Origin of the sequence: Parasynechococcus sp. (assembly GCF_042954245.1) — a bacterium.
Lineage (GTDB): Bacteria > Cyanobacteriota > Cyanobacteriia > PCC-6307 > Cyanobiaceae > Parasynechococcus.
This window is the reverse complement of record NZ_JBGKDP010000032.1, coordinates 1-4,606: the sequence shown is the minus strand read 5'-3', so window position 1 is coordinate 4,606 and position 4,606 is coordinate 1. Positions and strand designations below refer to the sequence as shown.

Annotated in this window: 8 protein-coding genes; 4 read left to right on the top strand and 4 right to left on the bottom strand. The window is 58.1% G+C overall.

Annotation, left to right across the window (positions count from 1 at the left end; genetic code table 11):
- A partial coding sequence (locus ACGVJ8_RS01175; RefSeq protein WP_392345107.1) for a hypothetical protein occupies positions 1-652 on the bottom strand: 652 nt, incomplete at its 3' end.
- A 147-nt stretch (positions 653-799) separates the two neighbouring features.
- On the opposite strand from ACGVJ8_RS01175, the gene ACGVJ8_RS01170 reads away from it, so the two are divergent.
- Entirely contained in the window at positions 800-979 is a 180-nt protein-coding gene (locus tag ACGVJ8_RS01170; protein WP_392345106.1) for a hypothetical protein, read from the top strand.
- 294 nt (positions 980-1,273) lie between these two features.
- Here the strand turns inward: ACGVJ8_RS01170 and ACGVJ8_RS01165 are convergent, their stop codons facing one another.
- The 3 genes from ACGVJ8_RS01165 to ACGVJ8_RS01155 all read right to left on the bottom strand — a co-directional run bounded on the left by ACGVJ8_RS01165 (position 1,274) and on the right by ACGVJ8_RS01155 (position 3,513).
- Positions 1,274-1,732, bottom strand: coding sequence for a hypothetical protein (locus ACGVJ8_RS01165; protein ID WP_392345105.1), 459 nt, complete (start codon positions 1,730-1,732; stop codon positions 1,274-1,276).
- 94 nt (positions 1,733-1,826) lie between these two features.
- Entirely contained in the window at positions 1,827-2,948 is a 1,122-nt protein-coding gene (locus ACGVJ8_RS01160) for a hypothetical protein (protein WP_392345104.1), read from the bottom strand.
- A gap of 349 nt (positions 2,949-3,297) precedes the next feature.
- Positions 3,298-3,513 carry a hypothetical protein gene (locus ACGVJ8_RS01155; RefSeq protein ID WP_392345103.1) on the bottom strand — a complete coding sequence of 72 codons (216 nt, stop codon included), beginning with the start codon at positions 3,511-3,513 and terminating at the stop codon, positions 3,298-3,300.
- On the opposite strand from ACGVJ8_RS01155, the gene ACGVJ8_RS01150 reads away from it, so the two are divergent.
- The 3 genes from ACGVJ8_RS01150 to ACGVJ8_RS01140 are packed head-to-tail and all read left to right on the top strand — an operon-like array spanning position 3,415 to position 4,176.
- Positions 3,415-3,696, top strand: a complete 282-nt coding sequence (locus tag ACGVJ8_RS01150) for a site-specific integrase (RefSeq protein WP_392345108.1) — start codon at positions 3,415-3,417, stop codon at positions 3,694-3,696. The genes ACGVJ8_RS01155 and ACGVJ8_RS01150 overlap by 99 nt on opposite strands.
- A 17-nt stretch (positions 3,697-3,713) precedes the next feature.
- On the top strand, positions 3,714-3,917 hold the full coding sequence (locus tag ACGVJ8_RS01145) for a hypothetical protein (RefSeq protein WP_392345102.1): 204 nt from the start codon (positions 3,714-3,716) through the stop codon (positions 3,915-3,917).
- Entirely contained in the window at positions 3,886-4,176 is a 291-nt protein-coding gene (locus ACGVJ8_RS01140) for a tyrosine-type recombinase/integrase (RefSeq protein ID WP_392345101.1), read from the top strand. The genes ACGVJ8_RS01145 and ACGVJ8_RS01140 overlap by 32 nt, the downstream gene beginning before the upstream one ends.
- Positions 4,177-4,606 lie beyond the last annotated feature (430 nt).

Here is a 4,606-nt window from a genome sequence, read left to right as displayed (position 1 = left end):
CCTCTGTCTTGATGGCCTCGATCTCTTGCCAGAACGTGCCTTTAGACAGTTGCGGCTTGTTCAGTTCTGCCACTGCCAGCTGGTGGGCTCTGGCGATGAAATCGGCAGGATCGTCAACGTCATCGATTGAGCCTTTGGCCTTGATCCCTGGGGTGATGGCGGCTGCTCTGATGACGATGAATGGCAGCGACACCTGGAGCGCGGCTTCTTTGCATCGCTCAGCCTTGTCGTCCCCGGTTTTGTCGTTGTCGGCGAAGTAAATGATCCCCGCGCAGCCCAGCTCAACTAAGGCGCGGTAGCGATCAACAATCTGGCCAACGCTGTGAGCGTGGCCTGGTTGGCTGATCGCGATGTAGCCCGCAGCTTCAGCGATCTCGCTGCACTTTTCGCCCTCGAACTCAGTGAGGAATTGCCCCTCGATCAACTCCTTAAGAGTGCGGCAGTAGAGGCCCCAAGGTGCTTCTCCACCGCCAAGGATCCAGACACCGTTGTTGCGGTGGTGCGGCCTGTAGAGCTTCGTGCCGTCAATGGCATCCCACCGCTCGACGTATTGGGTTTTGCTGTGATCCCAGCTGGCGACGAGCTGAAACTCAACGTCCCTGAAGACCCGCTTAGAGCCGTCCTCAATGAACGGCGTTGGAGGCTTCGGCACGCATCGCGCTAGCTCAATCTGAGTTATGGAAAGCCGCTGAGGCTTGTCTTTTTTCTGGTCCGGTTTGGGGTCTGAGAACCCCTTCGGCGGTGAAGTCACGATGGTTCTGCGGTGTGGTCTGTTGTTGCATTCGCGGTGCCGAACGAAATGGGCGCACCTGCCGTCCTTGGTGTTGCCGGTGAAGGCCCAGTCGCCGATGACATGGCCTGGCTGGATGTCATGGCGTGGGTGGTGACACCACGCCTGTTCGCCGTCTCGGCTCCAGCTGCAATCGCCGTCCTTCTCTCGACGGCAGTCATCGATTGGGCAGGGGCGTCCTTTGCCTGACCGAATTGGAGGGCCAGAATTGGTGTGCTCTGACATGGGTCGGCTCCCTTTCAGCGCACGGTTGGATTGGGCACCCGGCTGAAGGTTTCAACCTTCACCGCGGGTGTCTGCTGGAACTCAGTCCACGCCTGTTCAGCGGCGAGCTTGTCCCACTGAATTGGCCCTTTGCCACTGACGCCTGTCGTCCGGAAATGGATTCCTTTGCGCCAGGGTCCGTTCTCCATCTTTTTGATGGCGCGAACTGTCTGTGGATGGATGCCCAGCCATTCGCTGAACTCGATGGTGCCGATCCAGTTAGAGCGGCTTGTACTTGTCGAGGGGGTTGGGGGTTTCTGTCTTTCCAGAAGGTCCATTGAGCTGTTTGCTCAAACGGATCGAACAAACCTTGTCGAGCTGGCGGAGCCATGCGAGAGCAACCCGCATGAATTGATCCCGCTGGAATCGGTCCAGTTCTTCACCCTCGATCCGGACTCGCAGGATGCGGAGATCGTCAAGGTCGTCAGCACCGGCTTGGTAGGCCATCACCGCAAAGCTGCGAAGAGCATGGCGATGCGGCTGAAGCCAGGCTGTCTTCCCCTCAAGCCGATAGTCCCTGGTCTTCTGCTCGAACCGCTCAAGCTGTGTAGTCGACACCTTGGGGCGATGCTTTGCCAGCCCAGCGGCATGGCGCTCCTTGATGGCCTGATGAAGCGCAAGACGCTCCTCAGGGCCTAGATCGCGCCAGGCGTTCAGAAGATCAGATCCTTCCTTCACGGGAGGGAGGTTGTTCGTTCCTGTTCTTCGAGCCGGTAGCGCGCACGCCGTGGTTCCGGGTCTGCAATCACCCTAGGACTCACGTCAAGTCACCTCAACGCCCTAGGGCGTCACGGAACGCCTTCCTAGTCAGCTCGTCTGTGGTCTGCCTGTAGCTCCTGACGTTGGTCGCCGGTGTATTTCCGAAGGCGCGGGTCAACACCTGATCCGGCAAGCCAAGCGATCGAGCCCGAACATTCCATGCGTTCCTGAGGCTGTACGGCACAACCTTGAGGTCGTCCTCGGCGTACTCCAGCCGGAGTTGATTCCAGCGATCGACCTTTTTCAGGTACTGCTCGACGTAGTGGGCTGTGATCTCACGACGGCCACCATCTCGGGTCTGTGGCCAAGCCCATGAGTTCCACTGTGCGGCGATGTTGAAGTCGTGCCTGGTGCCATCAACCACCAAGGGAACCTCTTCAAGCCAGCGCGGTTTGGTCTTTGTCGCGCCGCCAGCCTTTCGGTAGGTCGAGAACATCTGGAGCACCCCTTCGCTGTTGGTGCGCGCTTCGATCTTGGTCAGCTCAAACGGCCTGATCCCAAGACCCACAAGTGTGATTAAGACATTGCGCCAGCCTTCGCCCCAGCGCGCTTCGACGGCGTGAATCAGCTCAAGGATCTCCTCGTCAGCGAGGGCAGCCGTCTCCAACTTTTCAGGCTTCTCACCCCGAATTGGCTTCGCGTGAAATTCGTCGATCAACCAGCTGGCAGGAGCCCTGAACCGTGTGTCCTTCACGGCGAACTCGGTGAAGCCTTTCAGGGTCGAGACGCACACAGCGCGGGCTGAATAGTGATCAGCCCACTGACGAGCAGTCAGGCGCAGCAAGGTTGGGCCGTCAGCTGGACGGCTCTCCTTCAAAACCGCAATGGCGGCGTCGATATAAACCTCGTAATTCGATTGCCAGGTGCCCAGCTGGATTCGGTTGCCGCTTTCCATGAGCCGGACTCGATACGCCTCCTTGATCTCTGACCAGCTGGCGGTGAACTGCTCTCCGACTTGATCGCTTGTTTTGGCGGTTTCGTTGAAAGCCACCGCGAGGGTGACGGCTCCGTTGTCCCAGTTGCGATAAAGCTCGCGCAGCCATTCAGTGATCTCCTCCTCGCACTCTTCTGCCCAGCGGAGATGCTTCGGGAGGGTCTTCTGCTGCCAGTTCTCGCCTTGAACGACGGCAACCATGACGCGGCCTCTATTGGCCCTCACAGACCACCCCGGACGCTTGTCGCAGGTGTTCCTCAGGCGCTGCTCCCACAACGCCATTTCAGAGCGGGCTCTACGGGGCACGCATCAAAAGCTGCATCAATAATCAGTAAACCAGACTCAATCCGGCTCTGCCAGGCTTGTCCAGACTCACCATCAGGACTAGGGTTCTCTCTGAAACCCACTTCCCATAAGTCGTTTGGTCACTTCTATCACCCAAATGACTACTGGGGGGTGGAAGTCCCCCTTCAACCATTCTACCGGAAGCGATCTCAGAATTAGGCCACAGGCGCCCGAGACCCTTCCAGACAACGGATCCAAACAAATTCTAGCGGTCTTCGCTGGGCTGGATAAGGCGGATGCCCTGGCGTACGTCAGCCGTCTCTTCGATGACGCCCAGGCCGATGCCGTGCTGTGAGGGGACAAGCTCCTCCTGAAGCGATTCCTGGAGCAGTGCTCCCACACCGGCTCGCAGGAGACCAAGGACGGCTACCGGCGAGAGCTGCGGCACTTCACCCGCTGGCGCGATCAGAACCACCCCCACCTGCATTTGCGGGAGCTGGATCCCGCGCTGATGGATGACTGGGTGTCCCGACTGCGGAAACAAGTGGAGTCCGGCGAGCTGATGCCGCGCTCGTTCAACCGGCGGGTCAGTGCGGTGAGCGCCCTCTACCGATGGGGGTCGGAACCTACGCGAGCAGCTGTGACAGGAGTGCCGCGAAGGTAAAAGGGTCAGCCATCGCAGTGCGGGACTACGTCATGGTCCGCGGGTCGTATTTGCTCGGGTGCTGCGTATCGGAGCTGTGCCGTCTGCGGTGGGAGGACATCGAACCGCTGGATGAGGGCGGCAACGTTCGCCTCCTCGGCAAGGGGAGCAAGCCCCGCACCATCCGCGTCAGCAACGACACGCTGAAAGTTGTTCGAGTCGTTGGGCCGCGGCGAGCCTGAGGACTGGCTTTTTCCAAGTAACAAAAGGAATGGCCCATTGACCCAGCAGGCGGTGGCCGCTCGCATGGCCAGGTGGGGACGGGAGGCAAACGTCCGGCTCCACCCGCACCGTTGCCGCCACACCCATGCCACTCATGCAATTCGGCGGGGGGTGGATGTTTTCACCCTTTCGGCGACGCTCGGCCACAGCTCGACGGGAACCACATCTCACTACATTCTTGCTGAGCCTGGTGAGAGTTCATCTCTCAAATTGGGTTGATGGCCCGTTCTGACGTAAGACATGTTGTGATTGATATTGGAGAGACTTTTCGCTACACAGGATGTAGTTGCAACAATGTCTGGTGGTCAATGCGTCGCTTAACTGGTCCTCAATTGTTGGACTAATTTTGTTTTTCCAAGGATGGAGGTTGGATCCGATTTTGCAGTTTGGATAATTCTTTTGGCGGCTGGACTTATTACTGAATCAGCTCCGAGTATTGCATCCGATTATCAAAAATGGAGATTTAGGACAGGCAGGGCAAATGCAGTAATCGCTGGACAAGGCCAGCCGAGTGACATCGTAGATGAGTAGATCATTTATACGTAATACCGACTGCGACTGATGTTTAGGCCGTTTTTATTTGCCCCTGCTACTCTGATCTTCGCTGGAGCTGCATTGGCTAGTCCTATTCACCTGACGTGTTTAATCG

What these genes read in the sequence shown, in the direction of transcription:
- ACGVJ8_RS01170 (WP_392345106.1), top strand. Translation starts at nt 800, where the DNA reads ATGGGCGCACCTGCCGTCCTTGGTGTTGCCGGTGAAGGCCCAGTCGCC.
- ACGVJ8_RS01160 (WP_392345104.1), bottom strand. Translation starts at nt 2,948, where the DNA reads ATGGTTGCCGTCGTTCAAGGCGAGAACTGGCAGCAGAAGACCCTCCCG.